Source organism: Commensalibacter oyaizuii (assembly GCF_029953265.1).
Taxonomy (GTDB): Bacteria; Pseudomonadota; Alphaproteobacteria; order Acetobacterales; family Acetobacteraceae; genus Commensalibacter; species Commensalibacter oyaizuii.
Genome location: NZ_JASBAO010000001.1, coordinates 1,836,796 through 1,859,804, shown reverse-complemented (window position 1 = coordinate 1,859,804; position 23,009 = coordinate 1,836,796). Strand labels below are relative to the sequence as shown.

Below are 23,009 nucleotides of genomic sequence, written 5' to 3'. Positions count from 1 at the left end.
TTAACCTTGCACAAAACCTAAAGATTGAACGGGAACATCAACCAGCTTTTTCAATTCATCATCTAATTTCATCATGGTAAGCGTTACCCCCATCATTTCAAGCGAGGTAAAATAATTTCCCACGTAACTACGATGAACCTTAACCCCTTTTTCTTTTAACAAACGATCAACTTCAGCATAATATATGTATAATTCCATTGTAGGGGTTGCCCCTAAACCTGAAACCAACACCACAACTTCAGTCCCAGGTTCGAATATGCCTTCATTCATAATGGGCTCTAACATTGTAGCAGCCATTTCTTTTGCAGACTGTAAAGGCAGGACATTAATACCTGGTTCACCGTGGTGACCAATCCCTACCTCCATCATCCCATTATCGATGTTGAAATTTGGATGCCCTACCGCAGGAATGATACAAGAACTTAATCCAACACCAATAGAACGACAATTATCAATGGCTTTTTGTGCAGCAGCAATCACACCATCAAGGTCATACCCTTGGGCAGCAGCAGCACCGCCAACTTTCCACATTAAAATTTCACCAGCAACCCCACGACGTTTATCTTTTTCCGTTACGGGGGCAGAGGCAACATCATCATTAGCAACAACGGTTTTAACTGTAATTCCAGCGGAGGCTGCTTTTTTCACAGCCATTTTAACATTCATGTTATCGCCAGCATAATTCCCATAAAGGCAGGCAACACCTGCACCACCATCAGCAGCTTTAATAGCATCCAAAAATGCGCCCGCTGTTGGGGAGGAAAAAATCTCCCCAATAGCCACCGCATCAACCATATTCTTACCTACATAACCAAGGAATGCAGGCTCATGACCAGAACCACCACCAGTTACAATTCCAACTTTGCCTTTTTGAGGAATAGAAGGATATTTTAATACCCTTTCATGATTTGTTTTGGCAAACAAATCAGGGTGGGCTGCTACATACCCTTCGATCGCATCTTCAACAACGAGATTGGGATCGTTAATAATTCTGTTCAATTTCATAATTTATATACCTTAGTTTAAATACAATAACGATTTAGCTTATTGGACTGTAAAGCCACCATCGATCACTAAATTCGCCCCATTAATAATGGATGCTTCGGGACTTGCCAAATAAACTGCAGCTGCAGCAATTTGTTCTGGTTCAGCAAAGCGACGTGATGGAATTTTTGCCTTAAATTCTTCGCCAATCTTACCAGCCCAAGCCCGTTTTCCAAGCTCTGTCAGCACAACCGTTGGGGAGATTGCATTAACGTTAATATTTGAAGGTCCCCATTCCAAAGCCAAAACTTGGGTTAATCCGATTACCCCTGCTTTACTAGCACAATAGGCAATGTGATTAGGTAACGCAACAACACCAGCTTGGGATGCAAGGTTAATAATTGAACCGTGGCCTTGCTTTAACATAATATTTCCAACGGCCTGACAAACCAAAAAAGTGCCTTTTAAATTAATAGAAAGGGTTGCATCCCACATATCTTCGCTAAGATTTTCTGCTGTATCTAATAAAGCTACGCCAGCACAATTTACTGCAATATCAATACAACCATAGTGATCAACAACAGCTTTAATAGCATTATTTACTTGGTCTTTACTGGTCACATCGACTTGAAGCCCGATGGCTTTGTCACCGCCAAGGGTCTTAGCAATATCAACAATGGTATCAGCACGATCCAACAATGCAACTTTCGCCCCTTTTTCAAGATAGGTTCTAGCTATTTCATTACCGATACCAGCACCACCACCTGTAATAACGGCTACTTTACCTTCTAAATTAAACATTTGTTTTTGTGACATTGCTATGTCTCCTAACTTCTTTTACGATAATGATTTATAGAGCTTCTTTAACAGCCATTTCGACTTCATGTTCGATACTGTCATTTTGCTGTTGTTTAACATTCACAAAGATCATTAAGAATGCAGCGATTAAATATAGTCCTGTATAAATATAAATTACACCAGCGCTGCCAACTGACGAAATGAATAAAGTCACAATGAAATAACCAAAAAAGTAACTCATCCCAGCACCAAAGTTAAGAATAGACATCGCTGCCCCTTTGTCTTTGGGGGCCAACATTGGCATAATAGCAGACAATGGGACAAATGCTGCAAGAAAACAGCCATAGACACTGGCAATTAATGTAAGTGTTAAAACAGAAGCTTGCATTTCGATTGCATAGTAAAACAAAAATGTTGTAATCGCACAGCCAACACAACCAAACCACATCACAACGTTACGCCAGCCTAATTTATCACCAATAACACCCCAAATTAGATTAAACGCAACGTTGACCATCCATAACCAAAAAACAACAGAAAGCCAAACGCTGCTGTCATAGTGTTTTGCAATTAAAAGGGCTGGGATAAATACAGGGAATCCATACGCGGCACTGGTATTAATCATACGAACAATACCACCCATGGTTACTTTTGGTTTTTTGACTAAGATTGTTAGGCCATTTAACAAATAAGAGAAAGATGCTTTTTCTGATTTTGTGCTACTATTTGCACCATCCTTACTTAAAGCAAGGGCGATCACAGCACCCAAAGTTACAAAAATCAAAGCAGTCCACAAGACATGAATATGCTCAATATGATAGTAATTTAACATAATATCAGAATATTTAGTTCCAATAACTGCAACCCCACCAGAATACATAAACCAAAAAATCCCAACTGCTGACCCTAATTTTTCAGCAGGTGCTTCATAGGCAACCCAAACCAAAAAACCATAAGCAAATAAAGGATAAGCCAATCCCCGAATTGCATATGTCGGAATAATCCAATACAAATTATGACTGGGCATTCCAAAGACTAAAAAGAAGAATGAACCAATATAAAATAAAATCAACCCGATAAACATAACGCGTCTTACACCGTAAATTTCGGCCAAGACACCAGAAAACCAGGATGAAATCGCAACCATTAATCCATACACAGTATAGATTAATCCTGTTTGTTGCTCAGTCATACCATTATGCTGTAAATATTCTGGCAACCAGTTTAACTCTAAACCTTCACCAGCCATAAAAATCATCACACCAAAGTAACCCAACATTAATTTTGGTGAAACGAAGATTTTATTAATTATATTGGACATATAATCTTCCCTTATCGAAAAAAGCCCAACCCGTGGGTTGGGCTTTTTATCCAAAAAAATTTATTATTTCATATTCGGATCTAATACGACTTTCAAAGAACCGACACCTTTTTTCATAACTTCAAAGGCTTCCATATATTTCTCTAATGGGAAAACGTGTGTTACAACGCCCTCTGTTGGGAAATCACCATTTTGAATGCCTTTGATCGTCATTGGATAGCAATATGGTCCAAGATGGGATCCCAATACATCCAATTCTTTACGATCGCTGATAATGCTCCAATCTACGGCAACAGGATCTTTGAACACAGAGAACTCGACAAAACGACCCAATTTACGGATCATTGCCAACCCTTGTTCAACTGACTTTCCTGCACCCGTAGCTTCGATATAAATATCGCAACCATAACCTTCGGTCATATCTTTAATTTTTTGAACCACATCCTCTTTAGCTGGGTTCATGACAAGATCTGCACCAAATTGCTTAGCTAGTGCCAAACGTTCTTCACTAAGATCTAAAACAATTAATTTATCTGGGCCTGACTTTTTAATTGCGCCAATCATTCCCAAACCAAGTGTTCCAGCACCAGACAAAACAACAACATCGCCTAATTTCACATTAGCACGTTGTACGGCATGCAAAGAACAAGCATAAGGCTCAATCAAAATTGCCTTTTTCATTGGAATATCGTCAGGGACATGAAAATTGATGGCTTCTTTAGGCAATTTAATATATTCGGCCATACCGCCATTTACATTATTTTGGAATCCATACAGATCATGCTTTTCACACATCCAGTATTCGCCACGGTTACAAAAACGACAATCCCAGCAAGGAACGATTTGTTCGGAAATAACACGATCGTTTAATTTAAAATCTTTCACGCCTTCGCCATGGGCGACAACATGACCAATAAACTCGTGACCTGGGATCATTGGGGCTTTGATATAAGCGGGTTGTTTGTCATCCCCCCAAAAGCTTGGGGCACCTTCAAAAGATTTTACGTCACCAGCGCAGATACCACATGCTTCGACTTTTAATAAAATTTCGTGTGGACCAACTTCGGGAACTGGCACCTCTTCAAAACGATAATCATGAGGAGCATAAGCAACAATTGCTCGCATTGTTTTAGGAATGTTGTCTAATCTAGCTGCAGGGGCAGCTTTTTCTTTTGTGTCCATGATGTAATACCTTCATTATGCAGTCCTGAGACTTTGCTCCACATCATCGGATATCTTAATCGTGAACACAAATAAAATACTTGTGATTTGACCCATAAAAACGATAACTTGTTGGTATAAAAAGATAAAAATGTTATACTTTCAAAATTCATAAAAAATACAACAATTTTTTTTGGTGTATTTTTATCGAATTTATCTTATAAAAACTTAATAAGCTCTTAATTTTGATCTAAGGAAAATACGATGCTACCTATTGCAATCGGTTGTGACGATGCTGCTGTTGAATTAAAAAATACATTAATCAAATGGCTAGAAGCAAACAACTACAAGGTCGTTGATTACACTACAGATTCCCAACGTGACTCCAATTTGTATCCTGATATTGCTTGGTCCGTATGTCAAGCAATCAAAGCAGGGAAGCACGAACGTGGGATTTTGGTATGTGGAACAGGAATCGGTATGGCTATTACAGCCAATAAAGTCCCTGGTATTCGCGCAGCACAATGCCATGACACATTTTCTGCTGAACGTGCCAGAAAAAGCAATAACGCACAAATTATAACCATGGGCGCCAGAGTTATTGGACCTGAATTAGCAAAAAACATCCTGAGATCCTGGATGGAATCTGAATTTGAAGGTGGTGGTTCTGCACCCAAAGTGGAACGTATCTCTTATTATGAACAAAAGGGACGTTCATAATCTTATACGTTTAAAATAATTTTAAAAAGCTGTCTTAAAACCTAAGAGCAGCTTTTTATTTAGCGTCCACTCTCGAATAAAAAGACAGCTGACATTTCATATCGTCACTCCACCCAGCGATACGATGATATTGCCTTGGTGAAATAAAGTCGGGCTGATGGTCAACTGAATAACGACATTTTTGAATGACCTGTTTACCATCGTCTGATAAGAATTCCATTTCTATTGACCCTGATATAATGTGCAATTTTGCCCATACACCAGACTTTGTATTATGACATACTTTAAAAGCCTCAGGTAATGTTGAAGGTGTCCATATCTGAAGGGTTTTATAGCATATCAAATCTTGAGATTGTTCTGTCAATTTAATACCTTTGTTTAGCTGCTATTATTAAAATCCTCTGTGCCAAATCATATCAAGATATTTAAACATAACAAAACATTATATCTTTAGGACTGTATAAGTTAAAGTATCATCACGTGTTAAAAAAAGTTATAAATCCCCTTCTAAAAATTGAGCTCGACCTAACCCAAAAGACCAATCTTCATCACTATTTACAACAATACTGACCATAACATCAGAAGATTCAATATGACATTTTTCCTTTAATAATTCACACACAAGCCTATAAAATTCCTGCTTTTGATTGGCAGATCGGGGGCGGGAAACCATTTGGATCATGACGAACTTATTGGTTCTGGGGATATCTAATCCTGTATCTTCTGCAACTAAAAACCCTGGCTTATGCTCTGTTAATATTTGATAGCGATCACGCTGTGGCACTGCGAACGCCTGAACCATCGCCTGATGGATTGTTTCTTTTAACTGCTCAATTTCTTGCGCTGTCCGTCCTTCAATAACATCTATTCGAATAAGAGGCATTACATTCACCTTAAAATTTAGTTTGCTGCAAAGCAGATATCCATCACTATACATCATCTTAAAGATAATAATAGAATTTAATTTCTAAATTTAGGTTAAATTTCCGTGAATATAGAAAATTATTTTTAAATTACCTATATTTTTTTCATTCTTTTCTGACTGATCGCAACTGCCAACATACTTGCCAACGAGAAGGTAGCTGTCAAGGATCGAAATCCTGCATAATTTGCCTCTGTCACCTCTAGCCACGTTGTTGATTTATGAACCAATGGTGAAAAAGAAGAATCTGTAATCGCTGCAATAGGAATACCCAAATCTGCCGCATGAAAAACTAGTTCTAAAGTTCGTGAAGCATAAGGTGTGTAACTCATGGCTAAAACAACGTCATTTTTACTTAATAAATCAATTTGGTTGCGTGCAAAACTGCCCGCATCGTTGGCGTATTCACATCTAATCCCCGCCCTGCGGAAAATATATGTCATATAAACCACAACTGAATACAGCCGTTCTGCACCAATAAAACAAATTGTCTCAGCATCTGCCAGTAAATTAACAATTTCATCCAGACGTTGATAATCCATATTATGTTCTAGAATATCAATAGAATGATGGGCAGATTCTATAAATCCCCGCAATAGCGCTTTAGGATTCGTTAAATCATTACATGATGAGGTATGTTGATCAATATTTTGAATTCGTTCGGAGTAATCTGGCCAAAAGCGGCTGGCATGGTCTCTGAAGATGGCTTGCAATTCTGAAAAACCGCTATAACCAATATTTTTAGCAAATCTGACCAAAGCCGAAGGTTGAACCCCAGCCTCTTTGGCAATTTCTGTAATCTTTCCAAATGCAATCGTATAAGATGGGGTAGAAATTAAAAATTCTGCAATTTGAATCAGTCGTTTTGGAAAACTATCTTTGCGCTCTAAAATCAATTGATGCAAATCATGAAAATTATCTGGAAGTAACGTAGAAACATTCTGAGCAGATTTTTTCACAACAACTTTTTTCATCAACATCTCATTTCAAATAATATTTAGGGTATAGATGATTTTAATATACAAAATTCAACTTACCGTAAATTATATTGCTTCACATAAATCTTTTTTATATTAAGCACTAGAGATTGTTAAACTTGTTAAAAAAATCCACCTATTTAAAGGTGGATTTTTTATTTTATTTATAGAAACTTGGGCAATTGGGTAAAGAAATAGGCTCTACTTTTCCTGTTTCTTGGGATTTTACGCAGGCCTCTGCAGCGACAGTTGCAACATATCCGTTCCATGAACTGGGTCCTGTTAGCTTGCCAGCCAAGCAGCTATCTATAAAATCTTGTACCTCAATATCATAAGCATCAATAAACCGTTCTTTCCAATCCGTTAAGATGCTTTTAGATAATTTTGCATCCGAACGCATTGTCACGGATGCGGGTTCAGGTAAGCTGACAATCCCCTTTTCACCGACAACCGCACACTGAATATCGTAACCATATTGACAATTTACGAAAACCTCGACATCAATCCGAATTCCAGATTTGGTCTCAAGTAATATAATTTGAGGATCTCGTAGTTTTGCATGCGTGTGGCGTGTGGAGCGCGGAAAAATGACTTGTGCAGATACATAATCATCTTCAAGCAACCATCTTAAAACATCCAGTTCATGGATCAATGTATCGACAATCGCCATATTGGTTACATAATTTTCCCCAACACTTTGATTGCGATGAGCAGCATGCACCATTAAAGGCATCCCTATATCCCCATTCGCAATGGCATTTCGAAGTTCACGATATCCCTTGTCATAGGGACGCATAAATCCAACCTGCACCAAGCGTTTTCCACAAGCTTGTTCAGCCTCTATGATTTCCTGACAATCTTTAATGGTTGTCGCCAAAGGTTTTTCGCAAAAAACATATTTACCTGCTTTAATCGCAGACAATACATATTCTGCATGGGTTTGTCCCCAAGAGGTTACCATAACAACATCAACATCCTCAGCCTTGATTAAATCATGACCTGAATCATATACTTTTGCATTTATATTATATGAGGATACGGCTTTTCTGGCGTTGTCGGAATTAACATCACCGACAGCAACAATTTGTGCACCAGATAGCGTTTGTGTACATCTTCGAATATGGTCAGAGCCAATTGCCCCCGTACCAATAACACCAATTCGAAGAACGTTTTTTTTAGTCATATTGTATACTCTCACTATTTTGCTCAACAGTAATAATTCTAGGAGTTGTTTTCTACAACGACTGATGAAGCATTATATTTTTTATTTTTACGCTCTAACCAAATATTTTGGATTTCTTCCAAACTGCGACCTTTGGTTTCTGGGACAAAGAAAATTACAAAAAATGTACCTAAAACACCCATAATACCGTAAATAATAAAAGGGAAACCATGGTTAAAAACAGCATTTAAAGAAGCATTTCCATCCATTACTTTAAAGGACCAAGAAACAAACAAATTAACCGTCCATTCGAAGAAAACAGCCAAACTCATTGCACGACCCTTAATCGCTGTTGGGAAAAGTTCAGCCAACAATACCCAAGCCATCGGTCCCCAAGATATTGAAAAGCTAGCGCAATAAAAGAGAATCATGAACACAGCAATCATGCTGTTTAGTTTAAATATGAAGGTTGCAGCCAATCCTAACATCGCAATGGCTTGTAAGATACTGCCCACGATTAACAATGGTTTTCTGCCTACTTTGTCCACCATTTTCATCGCAATTAAGCAAAAAATAACCGTGATAATCCCAACGAAAATAGTTTGGAACAATGCGCCTCGTTCGCCAAAGCCCATATTTTTAAACATTTCAGGAGCGTAATACATAACAGCATTAATCCCAACCAACTGTTGGAATGCTGCGACCATAATCCCAACAATCACAGCTGCGGCACCGAATTGAAACAATGATCCCAATTCCGTATTTTTATTTAAACTTTCTTTAATTTCAGCTGCGGTCTGACGGGCTTCATTAGGATGGAAAATATTATGTAAAACAGATAAAGCATCTTCATCACGTTGCTTTAACATCAACCAACGAGGTGTTTCAACTGCAGGAATTAATAAAAACAAAAAAATAAAAGCAGGGATAATTTCTGAGACTAACATGATTCTCCATCCTGTTGTCATCAACCAATCATGATCACCCAATCCTGCAATAAACCAGTTGACAAAATATACCCCTGCCTGACCACTAACGATGGCAATCTGGTAATAAATAATCAAACTGCCCCGAATGGTTGCTGGCGCAATTTCCGAAATATACATAGGGGCCAATGTGGACGCAATTCCAACCCCAATACCACAAATAATACGGTAAAATATAAAAGAACAGACGATTGCCACAGGATCATGCAAAGGATAAATCACACCATATTCAGGCCATGCTGATCCCAGCGCTGAAATTACAAAAAGAATGGCAGAAAGAAATAATCCCCTTTTTCGACCAATAAAATCGGCAACAAAACCACTCATTATACTGCCGATCATACAACCGACCAGCGCACTTGCAATGACAAACCCAGAAATAAAATCTTCCCAATTACTGGTCAGATTTAGTGGTTTTACCAATTGATGATCAATAGAGGCCACAGCCCCAGAAATAACAGAGGTATCATATCCAAATAATAACCCCCCTAATGCCGCAACCAGAGTCGTTTTTGTAATAAAACTTCTTTTTGAATCAGACATGGATAACTACTCTTTCATCTAAAACATCCGTCAAAAATTCCCCACTTCGTCAGGATAATTTTCTATTTTGATAAAAATGACCATCTAAATGGTCTTAATCAAAAGCAAAGGGACTTGCCCCCTCTTTTCACCGTTCCCTTAAAAGATATAAAATCCAATATAAGTTTTTGGAAAAATTTTTCTAATCTTAACAAAAACCAAAAAACGAATATAGAATCTATATATTCTATTGAATTATATATAAAATTATAAATTTCTTAATAAACTTATTGTGTATGAAACGATTATATTACTTATTATTTGAAAAATTTTTTCTAAAATTTATATAAAAACGAGCAATTTACGCCTTAAAATGATCATCATTGGAAATCGAATAACGTTTTAGTGAAGATCTATCCCTCAAGAATCGAACTTTAAAAACAAAGAATTAACACATCAAATTCTTCACAAACCTGTGAATTTAAATATTATCACGTAATCTTCATTGTCAAAGATAGCTTCTATGTTGTACTTTTGAAAATATTTTTCTATTTATTTTCAAAATAGAATTTTTTTATTATCTGGTTGGAGATTGCTGCATGCACAGTGACAAAATTGATGTCATTACCATAGGTCGATCCTCTATTGATTTATACGCACAACAAATTGGTTGCCGTCTAGAGGATACTTCATCATTCAACAAAGCTGTGGGCGGGTGTCCAGCAAATATTGCTATTGGAACTGCACGACTTGGTTTGAAATCTGCGATCATCACACGGGTTGGGAATGATCATTTTGGTAATTTTATTATCGAACAAATGCAACGGGAAAACGTCAATACCACTGGCATTTATCAAGACCCCGACCGTTTAACCGCATTGGCAATTTTAGGGATCAGAGACAGTGAGCAATTCCCCTTATTATTTTATCGAACAGATTGTGCAGATTCCGCATTATGTGAAGCCGATATCCACGCCAATTTTATTAAACAAGCCAAAGCCATTGTGGTAACAGGCACGCATTTTGCCCAACCTCATAATGAACAGGCCCAACGCCTAGCAATGAAAATCATGCATGAAAATAATGGCAAGGTCATCATTGATATTGACTATCGACCCAATCTGTGGGGGGTTGCAGCCATCGGTGATGGCGAGGCAAGATATGTCAAGGCAAAGCAAGTCACCGAAAAACTGTTAACCATTTTGCCAGAATGTGACTTAATTATTGGTACTGAAGAAGAGTTACATATCGCCAGCGGATACGAAGATACCCTACAAGCTATAAAACATATCCGCACAATAGCCCCAACCGCCACCATCGTTTGTAAACGGGGCCCTAAAGGATGTGTTGTTTTTGACAGCGATATTCCAGACCATTTGGACAAAGGAATCCAAGGAAAAGGATTTTCAGTCACCGTATGTAACACACTGGGGGCTGGTGATGCATTCATGTCTGGATTTTTACGAGGCTGGTTGCGCCATGAACCCATTGATGTCTGTTGCACCTACGCCAATGCTTGCGGGGCTTTCGCAGTATCGCGCCTGCTTTGTTCACCCGAATATCCGACCTTTACAGAGCTCAGCCATTTTCTAAAAGAAAATAATCAACACCACGATATTCAACAAGATCAAACCTTAACGCATTTACATCAGGCCACAACACGCAGACCACAGACATTTCCAATCATGGCCTTGGCGTGTGATCATCGCCTGCAATTAGAAGAAATGACAGATCAATATGGTATTTCACGCAATAAAATCAGTGAATTTAAATTATTGACTGTTAAAGCAGCAGCACAAATTGCCAAAAAACGGGCTGGGTTTGGGATCTTTATGGATGGACGGTATGGGCAAGAAGCATTGTTTTTGGCCTCTCATGAAAATCTTTGGATTTCCAGACCCATCGAATACCCTGCCTCTCGCCCCCTTGATTTTGATGGAAAAGGCAGCCTTGGCGCACAAATACTGTCATGGCCAGCACAACATGTCGTAAAATGCCTGTGTTTTTACCACCCAGAAGATTCTGCAGAATTAAAAGAAAGACAAATTCGCGAATTGCAACGCGCGTATGATGCGTGTCAACGCTTACAACGGGAATTCCTATTAGAAATAATTGCTGGCAAAAATGGTCCACTTACCTCCAATACCATTGCAACTGCATTACAAGAACTCTATGACGCGGGGCTAAAACCCGCTTGGTGGAAGCTGGAACCACAAAATGATCAAAATGCTTGGGCTGCCATCAATGCAGTCATTGAACAAAATGATCCTTTATGTCGTGGAGTTGTCGTCCTAGGGCTAGATGCCCCCATCGACACGATTACCACCGCTTTTCAAGCCGCAGCTAAGACCCCCTATGTCAAAGGATTTGCCGTTGGCAGAACAATTTTTGGAGAGCCAGCCCGTCAATGGTTGACAAATCAAATCAATGACGAACAAGCTATTCAAAAAATGGCTGATATCTTTCAAAAACTGGTGGATGCTTGGCACCACGCTTCACAATCAACCGCAATCTAATTCACCATGAAAGCAAAAGACATGAAAATACAACGCCTTACAATGTCTCAAGCCCTTGTTAAAGCGATGATGGCACAAAAAATAAAGCTCGATGATGGCAGCATTCAACCCTTCTTTGCAGGAATGTGGGCTATATTTGGTCATGGAAACGTTGCGGGATTGGGCGAGGCACTACAAGAGGTCAAACATGAATTCCCAACCTTCAGGGGGCAAAATGAACAAAGTATGGCCCATACTGCCATTGCCTATGCCAAAGGAAAGCGCAGAAAACAGGTAATGGCCTGTACAACCTCAATTGGTCCTGGATCATTAAACTTGGTAACCGCGGCTGGGGTTGCCCATGCTAATCGTTTACCTATTTTACTGCTGCCCAGTGATGTCTTTGCCACGCGCATGCCTGATCCTGTTTTACAGCAACTGGAGGATTTTGGGGACGGCACAGTATCCGTTAATGATTGCTTTAAAACGGTTTCCCGTTACTTTGACCGTATCACCAGACCCGAGCAAATTGTCCCTGCTTTTCAACGTGCAATGACCGTACTGACTGATCCTGCAGAATGCGGACCAGTGACCTTGTCCCTGTGCCAAGATGTACAAACCATGGCATGGGATTTTCCAGAAAGTTTCTTTGAAGAACGCATTCATTATATCCGTAGAATTCATCCCGATCCGTTCGAGCTTGCAACCATCAAAGAGATTTTACTGCAAGCCAAAAAACCATTGGCAATTATAGGAGGCGGCGTTGCATATTCAGGGGCAGAAAAACTGTTGGAAGCTTTTTGTAACAAGCATGGCATTCCTGCTGGTGAAACCAATGCTGGTAAATCCGCGATTCCTGATCAATCTCCTCTTAACATGGGAGGTATAGGAGTTTCTGGAACCGCTGTTGCCAATGCACTGGCCAACGAGACTGATGTGATTTTAGCCATCGGCACAAGATTACAAGATTTTACCACAGGATCATGGGCTGTATTTAATAATCCCAACCTTAAAATCATCAGTATTAACGTGCAACCTTTTGATGCCACCAAGCATCTATCCTATCCCATGATTGCAGATGCAAAGGTTGGTATTGAATTGCTGTGTCAAGCCATTGGTGAATATAAGGCCGACCCAACATGGACCAATAAAGCAACCAGTTTAAAAGCAAAATGGTATGAAACTGCTGATCGTTATATGGCATTGCCTGATTCAAATGCTACGAAATTACCAAGTGATGCCCAAGTTATTGGTGCGGTAATGCGGTCAACCCCTGATAATACAATTGTTGTTTGTGCAGCTGGTGGCCTGCCTGGTGAATTACAAAAATTATGGCGAGCCAAAGAAAGTGGCGGATACCATATGGAGTATGGTTTTTCCTGTATGGGATACGAAGTCGCTGGGGGTATTGGGGCTAAAATGGCTGAACCTGACCGTAATGTCGTGGTAATGGTTGGTGATGGTTCTTATATGATGTTAAATTCTGAAATTATCAGCTCGATCATGCTTGGGGTTAAGATTACCATCGTCTTGCTAGATAATCGTGGATATGGATGTATTAACCGCTTGCAACAGGTGTGCGGGGGAAAACCTTTTAACAATATGTTAATTGATACCCACCATAAAATCCTGCCTGATATTGACTTTGCCCAACATGCCCAAAGCATGGGTGCCATCAGCCTTAAAGTAGCGTCAATATCCCAATTACAAGACGCATTAAAGCAGTCAGAAAAAAATGATCGTACAACCGTCATTGTTATTGATACCGAAGCGGAAAGTATTACCGAAGAATGTGGTTATTGGTGGGATGTAGCCGTGCCAGAAGTTTCAAAGCAAAAAACCGTTAACGAGGCCTATGAAGGCTATCTAAATTATAAAAAAATCCAAAGACATTGGAATTAAATAGGAGAGACGTAATGGCTATTCGTATCGGTGCCCACGCTATTTGTTGGTCAAATGATGACATGCCTGAATTAGGTGGGGATATTCCACTGGACACATGCCTATCTGAAGCCAGTCAGATCGGCTTGGAAGGTATGGAAATGGGAAACAAATTTCCTAAAGAGGCCAATGCACTGAAAACAACACTGGGAAAATATAATTTGGATTTAACCAGTTGGTGGTTTTCTGGTGCGCTACTCTTACGCTCTGCTAAAGAAGAATTCGCAGCAATGCGGTCTCAATTGGATTTATTAAAAGCAATGAATTGCGATTGTGTTGTTTACGCAGAAACCGCTAACACAATCCAAGGCAGGCTGGATATTGGTTTGGCCCACCGCCCCATCATGCCACTAAGTGAATGGTCTGAATATTTCAGAAAACTAAACGAACTTGGCAAACTGACCCAAGATTACGGTATTAAACTGGCTTTTCATCACCATATGGGCACGATTATTCAATCCCATACAGATATTGATCGTTTGATGACTGCAACCCAAGACAACATCTATTTGTTGTTGGACACAGGTCATGCGGTGTGGGGTGGGGCAGATCCCATTAAATTAGCCAATGATTATGCATCCCGTGTTGCTCATATTCATACCAAAGATGTCCGTGAAAACGTATTAGCCCAAGCCAACAAAGAGAATTGGCCATTTCTTAAGGGGGTTTTACAAGGGGTCTTTACCGTTCCTGGCGATGGCAGCGTTGACTATGTCAAATTTTTCAAACCTTTTCAGAACTATTCGGGATGGATCGTTATTGAAGCCGAACAAGATCCTCAAAAAGCCAATCCATTACAATACGTCACCAAAGGATATAATCATCTGATTGCATCCCTAAATAGTGCTGGTTTAAAACGATAAGGAGGCCAAAATGAGCAAATTATTAGTACGCCCTCAACATCCAGACAAAGAAGGAGTTGTTACCCGTATTACCCCCGAAAGTGCAGGGTGGAAATATATTGGGTTTGAAGTAACCCATTTATCCCCAAACCAAATCTTAAGTCGTCAGGGCAATGACAATGAAATCTGTCTGGTTATTTTGACAGGTAAGGCAGAGATTTTCACAGACGACCAAAATTTCGGTGTTCTTGGGGAACGTATGTCTGTTTTTGATGGAAAACCCTCTGCAGTCTATCTGCCACCACGCATGAAATGGACAGTCAAAGCCACGACCAACCTTGAACTTGCTATTTGTCAGGCCCCTGCGAAAAAAGGGAGCGCCCCTTATGCTATCAAAGCACAAGATATCACAACCTTAAAACGTGGCAGTGGTACTAATGTGCGCTATGTTAATAATATGCTTACTGACACCGACCCTTCAGAAACCTTACTGGTTGTTGAAGTCTTTACCCCTGGGGGAAATTGGTCTAGCTATCCCCCTCATAAACATGACACCCCGATTGAAGGCAAAGAAACCTATTTGGAGGAAACCTATTACCATCGCGTTAAACGCAAAGGGGGATATGTTTTCCAACGTGTTTATACGGATGATCGCTCTTTGGATGAAACAATGTCTGTCTATGATGGGGAAACCGTGATGGTACCCAAAGGTTACCACCCTGTGGGGGCACCTCATGGCTGCGATTCCTATTACCTCAACGTCATGGCAGGGCCAACAAAGCAGTGGAAATTCAGCCAAAGCCCAGACTTCCTTGATCTGGCATTTCAATAATCAATAACAAAGATATCTATTATGAATAATAATAATAATAAAACTCTGGGTGTAGGCGTTATCGGCAGTGGTTTTATGGGCAAAGCCCACGCCTGGGCCTTTGGCAATGTGGCCCGTTTTTTTCCAAATCTACCAATTCCTATTTTAAGAATACTGGCCGATGTTCCAGCAGAACGTGCAGCAGAAGCAGCACGTCATTTAGGATTTCAAGAATCAACAGACGATTGGAAGGCATTAATTCACCACCCCGATGTTGATATTGTCTCTATCACTACCCCAAATCGTTTGCATGCCCCCATGGCTTTTGAAGCTATTCAAGCCAAAAAGGTTGTCTATTGCGAAAAACCCTTGGCAACTACCCTTGATGACGCAATTAAGATGACCAACGCCGCCGAAAAAGCGGGTGTCATTACAATGGTGGGATTTAACTACCTGCGTAATCCTATGATGATCACCGCCAAAGAAATTATTCAAAGTGGGGAAATTGGAGAAATCACGGGATATCGTGGGATTCATTCCGAAGGGTTTATGGCAGATGCTGCACCCTATAACTGGCGTTGTGAAAAAGATCAATATGGTGGTGCATTAGGAGATATTGGTTCCCACGCATTGGCAACAGCACGGTTTTTATTGGGGGAATTTGATAGCGTTTGTGGAAAACTGGACACGATCCATACCACCAGACCGACATTGGATGGACAGACAAAATCTGTTTCCATTGATGATCAAGTCAATGCTCTGGTCAGATTTACCAACCACAATTTCACAGGGATTATTACTTCGTCTTGGTTGGCAACAGGGTGGGAAATGCATCACGGTTTTGAAATCTGTGGCACGAAAGGATCGATAATTTTTGATCAGGCCCGTTTTAATGAATTACATCTTTACAAAGCCAACCAAAAAACAGGGCGTAAAGGCTTCACCACCATTGCAGCAGGGCCAGAACATGGTGATTATGGTGCTTTTTGCCCAGCAGGCGGACATCAAATTGGTTTTAATGATTTAAAGACACTTGAAGTCAAAAAACTATTGGAATCTATACAAAATAACCAACAAACTGATGCCAGTTTCAAAGATGCTTTAACCATTGTTCGGGTATCTGAAGCCATCGCAGTATCGTCACATGAAAATCGTTGGGTTAACCTGAACGAAATTCGTAGTTAAAACTATATTCAAACCATCCAAACGGCTATCTGGATGGTTTGAAAAAGTTAATCTACAGGAATGGCCACAATAAGCCAGGCGCAATATACTCAGAAATATAATCCCTTACAGAACTAGGAACGGCGTGTAAAACTCGTAAAAATTGTTCTCCACTTGGAACCTCTTCAGCTGTAGATACCCATTTTATAATATCATCGACAGTTGTCGCGTTATTAATAATAAATGGTAACGGCTTTTCTTGAAATTGATCACCACTATACCAGAAATCAACATTAACAGTTTCATAGTCTTTTGCTTCTAATCGATCTGCTGAAATCAATCCACGTCGGCCATCTGTTGGTAAGAAACATGTATAAAAATGTAAATTACCAGATAAACTTAGTAACGCTTTTTTACCTTCTTTAACTTCAGCAAGTCTAAAAATTAATCTTTCATACACAAAAGGAGAGCTTTGCAACCTTAAAAATTTAGAAGCATTATCTTTTGCATGCATAACAATCAAATCGGGGGTAGAAGGATACATTAACCCCATCATTGGTATCCACCCTTGCGCGTTGGCATGCTCCTCTGTCGCGTGGATAACATGACCTGTTGGATCACAGTATAAAAAGGTCTCAAAGTAAGTTCTGACCCTTACAACAGAAGGTATTTCCATTTCATTGGATGAATTTACAGTGCTATATTCTCTTGGTGTATTTTTATCAACATAAGTTAGATTCCTAATCTTTAAAATAGCACTTTTAAGCATTTCACGATGGATAGGCTCCATCACTTCATAAACCTTGGGAATAAATCTTAGAGGTTCTTCATCTTTCATAGAAGAATGGTCGAAACGTTTCCAATATGTGTGGTTATCTGGACGCTTTTTTACACGTTGAATAAAATGATCCATGCTCCGACAAATATAATGCATTACAAAGGCATCTGACCAATCGATTTCCTGGTCTGGTCCACCCCATTTTACTTTTCCGCCATGCGGCCTAACGTAGCGATCGATACTAATATCGTCAAACCAATGTGGACTGTGATAGGTAGTGCCCATTTTGTCTGGTCGTACAAAACTTTTAATTAAATGATTGTCACCCAATTCTGGTGTAGAATGTTGTAGATAAGCTTCAACAGCTGTTTTACGAGGTCTTAAAATTTGATTTGAATGCCCGTAAATACGCCACGAAAAAGCGACTGCATCCGCATGATCAAAGCGATAAAAAAATTCTGGAAGGCTGTCAAAATGCTTAATATATACATATTCATCACCATCCAGAAATCCCAACCAATCATACTTCCCACGGCACTCTGCCAAAGCTTGTAAAAAACTATCTCTTTGGCGCCAATAAAAACTAGGTTGGTTGACAGGATCCGTCCTGTACAAACGAATATCATAACATTTTGCAGCAGCTTGCAAAATATCCCATGTACCATCTGTTGAGTGATCATCAAAAATAAATAATGTTTTTACCCCAAGGGCAAAGTACCAAGAAATCCATCCCTTAATATCTGAAAATTCGTTTTTAACAAATAAAGCAACAGCAACCGTTGGTAATTGTCTCTGCATCATTACATCCACTTTGCATAATAAAATTTTTGAAATTTTCAAAAATATATATAATAATCGTGTGTTTCTAACATAATAATCAATAATAAAAAAGCTATTTTCAATATTTACAATTAATTAATAATTTCAATAATTAATTAAAAGAATCTGCATATTCAGTATCAGTCACTTTTTTTTTATTTTTCGAAAAATAAGAAAAATGTTACCAACCACAACATATCTACACTATCGTTCTTAGGAGGTTTTATGACTAAAGCTCTTGTCCTTGAAAGCAAAGGTAAACTGAACATTCGTGACATTAATGTCCCAAATGAAATGGGACCTAATGATGTACGAATCAAAATTAATACCGTTGGTATTTGCGGCAGTGATGTTCATTACTATACCCATGGAAAAATTGGTCCGTTTATCGTAAATGAACCTATGGTTTTAGGTCATGAAGCTTCTGGAACCATCACAGAAGTAGGTAAAAACGTAAAAAACCTTAAGGTTGGTGATCGCGTTTGTATGGAACCGGGTATTCCCAACCCTCAGTCCAAAGCAACAAAACTAGGTATTTATAATGTTGATCCTGATGTTGTGTTTTGGGCAACTCCTCCTGTTCATGGGTGTTTGACAGAAAGCGTTGTCCATCCTGCTGCTTTTACTTTCAAATTACCAGACAATGTTTCTTTTGAAGAAGGCGCTTTTGTCGAACCTTTTGCAACAGGTGTGCATGCTTGTATAAAAGGCAACATCAAACCTGGCGATGTTTGTTTGGTTACCGGTTGTGGTCCCATTGGTATCCTGACCGCACTAGCAGCATTGGCCTCTGGTGCTAGCAAAGTCTTCGTTTCAGATGTAGCTGCACCAAAGTTAGAAATCGCTGGACAATATGAGGGCATCGTTCCTGTTAATATTACCAAAGAGTCTTTGGAAGATAAAATCAAAGCAGAATGCGGTAAAGATTGGGGTGTAGATGTTGCTTTTGAAGCTTCAGGACATCCTTCTGCTTATGATACTATTTTAGCCTGTACCAGACCTGGTGGCACAATTGTGTTTATTGGTATGCCAGTTGATAAAGTTCCTTTTGATCTTGTTACTGCACAAAGTAAAGAAATTCGTATGGAAACTATTTTCCGTTACGCACATGTTTACGAACGGGCAGTCAATTTGATTGCTTCTGGAAAAGTCAATTTAAAACCACTTATGTCTGGAATCTATCCTCTTTCCAAAGCGATTGAAGCCTATGATCGTGCAGCATCTGTACAACCAACAGACGTAAAACTACTGATCAAAGTTTCTGAATAGTCTTTAAATCTTTTTAATAAGAATACAGCCCGTAATATTGGTGATATACGGGCTGTTTTTTTTTCAACATTTATGATGGACATCATATATGAGTAACAGTTCAACCAAATCTCGTATGGTCATCGGTATGCCTGTCTCCTTATTTTGGGGATATATTGCCGTTGCCCTTTTTATGGCTGGAGACGGCTTTGAGCAAAGCTTCCTTGCTCATTATATTCACCATGATCTTGGCATTCCAGAAGACAAAGGCAGCTTAATCTTTTCTATTTATGGATTAAGTGCCGCCATTTCCAGCTGGCTATCAGGAGTATTTGCTGAAACTTTTGGTGCAAAGAGAATTATGGTCATTGGGGTCGTCATGTGGATTATTCTTCATGCGGCCTTTATGCAATTTGGTATTATGCCACAAAGTTATTATGCTATTTTTATTTTTTATGGATTACGTGGCTTTGCCTATCCTTTATTCTTTTATGGTTTCTTTTACTGGGTCGTTAGAGAAACACCTGATAATCAGCTGGCCTCTGCGGTAGGTTGGATTTGGTCTATGTTTACCATTGGCTATGGTATTATTGGTTACTTCTTACCTTATTATTTGGTTGAAAAATTCGGTGCAGAATTTACCCTGTGGCAAGCATTAATTTGGGCCATAGCAGGTGCTGCGATTACGATTTTCCTACTAAAGACACCCAAACAGCAGAAATCTGAACTTCAGGAAAATCATTCTTTTAGCCACAGAATGAAAAATATTTGTAACGATTTAACCTTGGTATTTCGTAGCAGAGATTTGGCTATTGCCCTGATCATTAGAGCCATTTGTAATTTCTCTTTATTTGGTGTGCTAACCATCGTATTGCCTAACTTTATGACGGCCAGTAATGGTGGGCAATTTACGTTACATCAATGGCAATTAATCAGTATTTTTATCTATCCTATTCAACCCTTTACCAATGTTTTATGGGGTATTATTGGCGATCGTATCGGTTGGTTAAAACAAATGCGTTGGGTAGGCTTTGTTGGATGTGGTACAGCAACCATTTTGTTATATTATATCCCTGTTCTCTTCCCTGGAAATGTTTATGCCAGTATTGGGGCAATGCTCTTTTTTGCTTTAACAATTACTTCTTTCGTACCAATGGGGGCAATATTCCCGATGTTGGCACCTGATCACAAGGGGGCTGCGGTTTCCATTCAAAATCTGGGCGGGGGACTGAGCCAGTTTCTTGGAAATGCCTTGGTTTCTGTTATTTATTTCATTGGTTTTGGAAATTACGGGGTCTTTATCATCTATGGAATTTTATACTATATCGCTGCGGTTTTAACTTATTTCATTCGGTTAAAACAACCTGGCGTAGATTATAAAGTCTAGCACTATTGATTATTCACGACTAACCAACATAAAATAGTCGTGAATAATACCACAAATATTATTCCTGATTATTGCTTTAAATATACCACTTTAATAATAATAAATTATTATTATGTTTGATTATGTGTCGAAATAACGATAACCAGTATATTTTATACTACATGCTTTGGACAGGAATGCACCATGAATCATACAAAAATAGTTACCTGTATTGATCAATCAGATATCTCTGCTCATGTCACAGATTACGCAGCGTGGATAGCAACAAATCTACATAAACCCTTAGAATTGTTCCATATCGTTGACCAGCATCCTTCACACATCAAAAATATAAATCCAAAGACTATTGATGTACAAGAAAATTATAGCCAAAAACTGCTTGAAACCTACCATCAGCGCGCCCTGGATATTGGTTTGAACCATTCCCTAATCAAAATACATGAGGAGGAAGGGAATTTTCTAGAAAAAATTATCCAGTATGAACCTAATATTGATTTGTTGGTCATTGGCAGACGTGGCGAACAAACTGAAAAACAACAAAACGTAATTGGCAATAATATTCAACAGATTATTCGTTCCATTCATCGTCCAATTCTCAGTGTCGCTGGATCGTTCTCCCCCCCTAAAAACAGTATGATCGCATTTAGCGGTAGCAAGACCTCCCAAAATTTAATTAATCAAATGGCAGAAAAGCAATTATTCTTGTCTCTGCCTTTGTATCTTGTTATGTCTGGTAAACAAAATGATGACCGCCAAGAACTATTGGCTTGGGCACACCAGACCTTGGAAGATGTTGGATACAACGTCACATCATCTTTTATCGTCGGAGGCAGTAATATTGAAGATACTATTGTCAGAACCGTTCAAGAACAATGTATTGATATTTTGATTATGGGTGCTTTTAGTCATACTTCATTATACAATATGATATTTGGCAGTAAAACCGTCGATTTGTTAAGATATCTTAATATCCCAATATTGCACTTACACTAGGTTATTTTAATAACAAGCCACTTCTGTAGTAGCTAGCGACTCTTGTCATAAAAATTTCCATGTCTTTATTTTCTTCTACCAAACGATTAATTGATTGCCAATCAGGCTGGATTTTGAACTGCGCTGGAATAAGTATCTCGCTTTCAGAAGGGTTTTCGATATCCAATCGTATGACACCTATACCGTGCAAAGAGGATAACATCCTTAATTCCTCTTCTGTACCGCCTTCCTCTATCTTTACGCAAACCAAATACCCATAATTGGCCCAGCCAGAATTGCTGACAGTTTGGAAAAAATACTCTCGCACTGTTGAACGTGTGATTGTTTTTTTCACTTCAAACGACCACAAATGAATCATATCACCCCCACCTGCCTGAACACAGGTCTGCACCAACGTGTGCCATTTATCAGGAATAGGCTGCATGGCAACAATATCAGGATGCAACCAACGGTTTCCATGCTTGCCATGATTGTTCTTAGAGCGTTTTTCATTTAAACGCATTGAATATAGATCTGAATTCCGTAAATATTGTATCAACAAAGGATATAAATCTTGTTCTGATTTTATTTCAGATTCAGATTTACTATCTACCTCCTCAATATCTATTTCTTGTTCTAAAATTTGATCTTGGGTATAGGATGGTTCATTGTCTGCATTATGGTTAAACCAATATTTTCTGGGCCTTGGTTGATCTTGTGTCTCGATAAGCGAGTTTGAATTATTGCGCAAAATTCTGGTTGTATGGGAACTAATTTCTGCGACAATTTGGTTAATAAAATCGTTATCAGAAACAAATTTTTGTTTACTATTTTGACGTTTATAATCGTAATATTCTGGATATTGGCCAACTAGCGCAATAGCAATTTCCCTTGCAGTAAAACGTTGATTTGGATGTGACCTTAAAAAAGCAATAACTTTATTAAGTTGAGAAGTATTCTGCATTTTTAACATCCACCAAAATCAACATTTTCACATTC

Annotated in this window: 20 protein-coding genes; 9 read left to right on the top strand and 11 right to left on the bottom strand. The window is 39.0% G+C overall.

Features of this window, described 5'->3' with window-relative positions:
• The 4 genes from QJV27_RS08410 to QJV27_RS08395 all read right to left on the bottom strand — a co-directional run bounded on the left by QJV27_RS08410 (window position 1) and on the right by QJV27_RS08395 (window position 4,285).
• On the bottom strand, window positions 1–1,005 hold the full coding sequence (locus tag QJV27_RS08410) for a dihydroxyacetone kinase subunit DhaK (RefSeq protein ID WP_281448486.1): 1,005 nt from the start codon (window positions 1,003–1,005) through the stop codon (window positions 1–3).
• Between the two features lie 39 nt (window positions 1,006–1,044).
• Complete coding sequence (locus tag QJV27_RS08405; protein ID WP_281448485.1) at window positions 1,045–1,800, bottom strand: SDR family oxidoreductase; 756 nt, start codon at window positions 1,798–1,800, stop codon at window positions 1,045–1,047.
• 34 nt (window positions 1,801–1,834) lie between these two features.
• Window positions 1,835–3,103 (bottom strand): MFS transporter, encoded by a 1,269-nt coding sequence (locus QJV27_RS08400; protein WP_281448484.1) that lies wholly within the window; start codon window positions 3,101–3,103, stop codon window positions 1,835–1,837.
• 63 nt (window positions 3,104–3,166) lie between these two features.
• Window positions 3,167–4,285 carry an MDR/zinc-dependent alcohol dehydrogenase-like family protein gene (locus tag QJV27_RS08395; protein WP_281448483.1) on the bottom strand — a complete coding sequence of 373 codons (1,119 nt, stop codon included), beginning with the start codon at window positions 4,283–4,285 and terminating at the stop codon, window positions 3,167–3,169.
• 243 nt (window positions 4,286–4,528) lie between these two features.
• Here QJV27_RS08395 and rpiB point away from each other — a divergent pair, with 243 nt between their 5' ends.
• Window positions 4,529–4,984, top strand: a complete 456-nt coding sequence (rpiB, locus tag QJV27_RS08390) for a ribose 5-phosphate isomerase B (protein WP_281448482.1) — start codon at window positions 4,529–4,531, stop codon at window positions 4,982–4,984.
• Between the two features lie 55 nt (window positions 4,985–5,039).
• On the opposite strand, the gene QJV27_RS08385 is transcribed toward rpiB, so the two are convergent.
• The 5 genes from QJV27_RS08385 to QJV27_RS08365 all read right to left on the bottom strand — a co-directional run bounded on the left by QJV27_RS08385 (window position 5,040) and on the right by QJV27_RS08365 (window position 9,574).
• Window positions 5,040–5,348: a DUF1971 domain-containing protein gene (locus tag QJV27_RS08385; RefSeq protein ID WP_281448481.1), complete on the bottom strand. Its 309-nt coding sequence runs from the start codon at window positions 5,346–5,348 to the stop codon at window positions 5,040–5,042.
• A 129-nt stretch (window positions 5,349–5,477) separates the two neighbouring features.
• Entirely contained in the window at window positions 5,478–5,867 is a 390-nt protein-coding gene (locus tag QJV27_RS08380) for a tautomerase family protein (protein ID WP_281448480.1), read from the bottom strand.
• A 134-nt stretch (window positions 5,868–6,001) separates the two neighbouring features.
• Entirely contained in the window at window positions 6,002–6,880 is an 879-nt protein-coding gene (locus QJV27_RS08375) for a MurR/RpiR family transcriptional regulator (protein ID WP_281448479.1), read from the bottom strand.
• A 163-nt stretch (window positions 6,881–7,043) separates the two neighbouring features.
• On the bottom strand, window positions 7,044–8,066 hold the full coding sequence (locus tag QJV27_RS08370; protein ID WP_281448478.1) for a Gfo/Idh/MocA family protein: 1,023 nt from the start codon (window positions 8,064–8,066) through the stop codon (window positions 7,044–7,046).
• A gap of 38 nt (window positions 8,067–8,104) precedes the next feature.
• Window positions 8,105–9,574, bottom strand: coding sequence for a sugar porter family MFS transporter (locus QJV27_RS08365; protein WP_281448477.1), 1,470 nt, complete (start codon window positions 9,572–9,574; stop codon window positions 8,105–8,107).
• Between the two features lie 578 nt (window positions 9,575–10,152).
• On the opposite strand from QJV27_RS08365, the gene QJV27_RS08360 reads away from it, so the two are divergent.
• Genes QJV27_RS08360 through QJV27_RS08340 form a run of 5 tightly spaced genes read left to right on the top strand, consistent with a single transcriptional unit; the run spans window position 10,153 to window position 16,827 of the window.
• On the top strand, window positions 10,153–12,069 hold the full coding sequence (locus tag QJV27_RS08360; RefSeq protein ID WP_281448476.1) for a bifunctional 5-dehydro-2-deoxygluconokinase/5-dehydro-2-deoxyphosphogluconate aldolase: 1,917 nt from the start codon (window positions 10,153–10,155) through the stop codon (window positions 12,067–12,069).
• Between the two features lie 21 nt (window positions 12,070–12,090).
• Window positions 12,091–13,950, top strand: coding sequence for a 3D-(3,5/4)-trihydroxycyclohexane-1,2-dione acylhydrolase (decyclizing) (iolD, locus tag QJV27_RS08355; protein WP_281448475.1), 1,860 nt, complete (start codon window positions 12,091–12,093; stop codon window positions 13,948–13,950).
• A 14-nt stretch (window positions 13,951–13,964) separates the two neighbouring features.
• The gene (gene iolE, locus QJV27_RS08350; RefSeq protein ID WP_281448474.1) at window positions 13,965–14,852 is read left to right on the top strand and encodes a myo-inosose-2 dehydratase; all 888 of its coding nucleotides are present in this window, start codon (window positions 13,965–13,967) and stop codon (window positions 14,850–14,852) included.
• A gap of 10 nt (window positions 14,853–14,862) precedes the next feature.
• Window positions 14,863–15,663, top strand: a complete 801-nt coding sequence (gene iolB / locus QJV27_RS08345) for a 5-deoxy-glucuronate isomerase (protein ID WP_281448473.1) — start codon at window positions 14,863–14,865, stop codon at window positions 15,661–15,663.
• A 21-nt stretch (window positions 15,664–15,684) separates the two neighbouring features.
• Window positions 15,685–16,827, top strand: a complete 1,143-nt coding sequence (locus QJV27_RS08340; protein ID WP_281448472.1) for a Gfo/Idh/MocA family protein — start codon at window positions 15,685–15,687, stop codon at window positions 16,825–16,827.
• A 52-nt stretch (window positions 16,828–16,879) separates the two neighbouring features.
• Here the strand turns inward: QJV27_RS08340 and QJV27_RS08335 are convergent, their stop codons facing one another.
• Window positions 16,880–18,385, bottom strand: a complete 1,506-nt coding sequence (locus tag QJV27_RS08335) for a glycosyltransferase family 2 protein (RefSeq protein WP_281448471.1) — start codon at window positions 18,383–18,385, stop codon at window positions 16,880–16,882.
• 243 nt (window positions 18,386–18,628) lie between these two features.
• Here QJV27_RS08335 and QJV27_RS08330 point away from each other — a divergent pair, with 243 nt between their 5' ends.
• The 3 genes from QJV27_RS08330 to QJV27_RS08320 all read left to right on the top strand — a co-directional run bounded on the left by QJV27_RS08330 (window position 18,629) and on the right by QJV27_RS08320 (window position 22,031).
• Window positions 18,629–19,672, top strand: a complete 1,044-nt coding sequence (locus QJV27_RS08330) for an NAD(P)-dependent alcohol dehydrogenase (RefSeq protein ID WP_281448470.1) — start codon at window positions 18,629–18,631, stop codon at window positions 19,670–19,672.
• An 88-nt stretch (window positions 19,673–19,760) separates the two neighbouring features.
• Window positions 19,761–21,038: an MFS transporter gene (locus QJV27_RS08325; protein ID WP_281448469.1), complete on the top strand. Its 1,278-nt coding sequence runs from the start codon at window positions 19,761–19,763 to the stop codon at window positions 21,036–21,038.
• A gap of 183 nt (window positions 21,039–21,221) precedes the next feature.
• Entirely contained in the window at window positions 21,222–22,031 is an 810-nt protein-coding gene (locus QJV27_RS08320) for a universal stress protein (protein WP_281448468.1), read from the top strand.
• A gap of 1 nt (window position 22,032) precedes the next feature.
• On the opposite strand, the gene QJV27_RS08315 is transcribed toward QJV27_RS08320, so the two are convergent.
• On the bottom strand, window positions 22,033–22,974 hold the full coding sequence (locus tag QJV27_RS08315; protein ID WP_281448467.1) for a COG2958 family protein: 942 nt from the start codon (window positions 22,972–22,974) through the stop codon (window positions 22,033–22,035).
• Window positions 22,975–23,009: the final 35 nt, after the last annotated feature.